Origin of the sequence: Massilia brevitalea, from assembly GCF_030711405.1 — a bacterium.
In the GTDB taxonomy this organism is placed as follows: domain Bacteria; phylum Pseudomonadota; class Gammaproteobacteria; order Burkholderiales; family Burkholderiaceae_D; genus Telluria; species Telluria brevitalea.
Window position 1 is genome coordinate 1 of record NZ_JAULSI010000102.1, and the last position, 2,467, is coordinate 2,467.

A 2,467-nucleotide genomic window follows, 5' to 3' on the forward strand; every position below is an offset into this window, starting at 1 on the left:
GTAAGCGTCAAACCACCACCGTCTAGACACTGAACGGCGCCGGTCGCAAAGTAGTGCCCACTAAATTTTGGTGGGGACTATCTTGGAAAGCGAAGTTGAACACAGCAGGCGTCGGCGTAGCGCAAACTACCCGCTCGAGTTCAAGCGGCAGCTGGCGCAGCAGGCGTGTGATCCGGCGGTGAGTGTGTCGCAGCTGGCCCTGCAGCATGGACTGAATACGAACATGCTGTTTCGCTGGCGACGCCAGTTGATGGCAGGCCAGCTCGACCAGGCCGAGTTGGTGCCGGTAACACTGGCACAGGTCTCGCCGATCAGCAAAGGCCCGGTCGGTAGCGGGGTGATCGAAATTCGCATCGGCGAGGCAGCGGTGCGTGTCGAGGGCAGTCCGGATCCGGCAACGCTGACGCTGGTACTGAAGGGACTACGCGCATGATCGGCCTGCCTGCCGGTACGCGCATCTGGCTGGCTGCCGGCGTCACTGACATGCGCTCGGGATTCAATGGTCTGGCATCGAAAGTGCAGACGGCCCTGGAAGAAGATCCGTACAGCGGCCATGTATTCGTGTTCCGTGGCCGACGCGGGGACCTGATCAAGGTGCTATGGTGGACCGGTGACGGGCTGTGCCTGCTGTGCAAACGCCTGGAGCGTGGCCGCTTCATCTGGCCGCAGGCGAGCAGCGGGAGCGTCACGCTGACGCATGCGCAGCTGTCGATGCTGCTCGAGGGGATCGACTGGCGCCGACCGGAGCGCACCTGGCGACCGGAGTCGGCCTTGTAAACCTGTCACGGTCCGCGTAAACTTGGGCGCATGCTCAACGCCGCCGACCTGCCCGACGATATCGCTGCCCTGAAAGCCATGCTGCTGGCCAGCGAAGCGCGTGCCGCACGAATCGAAGCGTATGCGGAACAAAGCGAAGCGCAGCTGGCATATCTGACTGCTGAACTGTCGAGACGCACCGCCGAGATCGAGCACCTGAAGCTGGTGCTGGCCAAGCTGCGGCGCATGCAGTTCGGGAGAAAGTCGGAAAAGCTCGACCAGCAGATCGAGCAACTCGAACTCCAGCTGGAAGACCTGGAAGCGGAAGAGGCGGTGGCCGAGGCGCAAGCCCCAGTGGATGTGGCGCCTCGCAAGAAAGCTGCACGCAAGCCGCTGCCGCCGCATCTGCCGCGCGAGGAACGGGTGCTGCTCCCTGCCAGCGATGCCTGTCCTGACTGTGGCGGCAATCTGAAACACCTGGGTGAAGACGTCTCGGAACAGCTCGAATACGTGCCGGCCAGCTTCCGCGTGATTCGCCATGTGCGTCCCAAGCTGGCATGTGCCTGCTGCGATACGATTCAGCAGGCGCCGGCGGCCAGCCGACCCATCGAACGAGGCCTCGCCGGCCCGGGCCTGCTGGCCCATGTGCTGGTGGCGAAGTTTGCCGACCACCTGCCGCTGTACCGCCAGAGCGTGATCTACGCCCGCGAAGGCGTGGAGCTCGAGCGCAGCCTGCTGGCCAGCTGGGTCGGTGCCGCCGGCACGCTGCTGCGTCCGCTGGTCGATGCGCTGCGCCGCCATGTCTTCGCCGCAACGAAGCTGCATGCCGACGACACGCCGCTGCCGGTGCTCGCTCCGGGCAACGGCAAGACCCGCACGGCGCGCCTCTGGACCTATGTGCGCGACGACCGCGCCAGCGGCGACGCCACCCCGCCAGCGGTATGGTTTGCCTACTCGCCCGACCGCAAGGGCGAGCATCCACAACACCACCTGGCCGATTTCCACGGCGTGCTGCAGGCCGACGCTTACGCCGGCTTCAACGCCGTGTACGACACTGGCCGCGTGGTGGAAGCTGCTTGCTGGGCACACGCACGCCGCAAATTCTATGACCTGCATGCGGCACGGCCGACAGCGCTCACCACCGAGGCGCTGCGCCGGATCGGCGAGCTGTATGCCATCGAAGAGAACATCCGCGGCAAGCCGCCGGACGAACGACGCGCCGCACGGCAGCTGCACGCAAAACCGTTGCTCGATGACCTGGAGCGCTGGCTACACGCCACGCTCTCCACGCTGTCGCGCAAATCCGATACGGCAGCGGCGATCCTTTACGCCCTCAAGCTCTGGCCGGCACTAACCCGCCATATCGACGATGGCCGCATCGAGATCGACAACTCGGCCGCCGAGCGGGCGCTGCGCGGTATCGCGCTGGGCCGGCGCAACTTCCTGTTTGCCGGCGCCGACAGCGGCGGCGAACGCGCTGCTGCCATGTATGGGCTGATTGGAACGGCCAAGCTGAACGGAATCGACCCCGAAGCCTGGTTGCGCCATGTGCTGACGCATATCGCTGATCATCCTGTGAATCGGGTCGACGACTTCCTGCCCTGGAACTGTGCCGCCAAGCTGGCCGGCTAAACTCCGCTTCCCAGCGGTGTGACAGACATCATCTCGCCTTTGCTCCCAGCTCTCAAGACGGTGCTGGGATGACGCTTAC

Annotated in this window: 3 protein-coding genes; all 3 read left to right on the top strand. The window is 64.9% G+C overall.

Annotation, left to right across the window (positions count from 1 at the left end):
* The first annotated feature begins 82 nt into the window (after positions 1–82).
* Genes tnpA through tnpC form a run of 3 tightly spaced genes read left to right on the top strand, consistent with a single transcriptional unit; the run spans position 83 to position 2,388 of the window.
* Entirely contained in the window at positions 83–433 is a 351-nt protein-coding gene (tnpA, locus tag QWL29_RS26405; protein ID WP_305825827.1) for an IS66-like element accessory protein TnpA, read from the top strand.
* The gene (gene tnpB / locus QWL29_RS26410) at positions 430–777 is read left to right on the top strand and encodes an IS66 family insertion sequence element accessory protein TnpB (protein ID WP_305825828.1); all 348 of its coding nucleotides are present in this window, start codon (positions 430–432) and stop codon (positions 775–777) included. The genes tnpA and tnpB overlap by 4 nt, the downstream gene beginning before the upstream one ends.
* A 30-nt stretch (positions 778–807) precedes the next feature.
* Positions 808–2,388, top strand: a complete 1,581-nt coding sequence (tnpC, locus tag QWL29_RS26415; protein WP_441295519.1) for an IS66 family transposase — start codon at positions 808–810, stop codon at positions 2,386–2,388.
* Positions 2,389–2,467: the final 79 nt, after the last annotated feature.

What these genes read in the sequence shown, in the direction of transcription:
- tnpB (WP_305825828.1), top strand. Translation starts at nt 430, where the DNA reads ATGATCGGCCTGCCTGCCGGTACGCGCATCTGGCTGGCTGCCGGCGTC.
- tnpC (WP_441295519.1), top strand. Translation starts at nt 808, where the DNA reads ATGCTCAACGCCGCCGACCTGCCCGACGATATCGCTGCCCTGAAAGCC.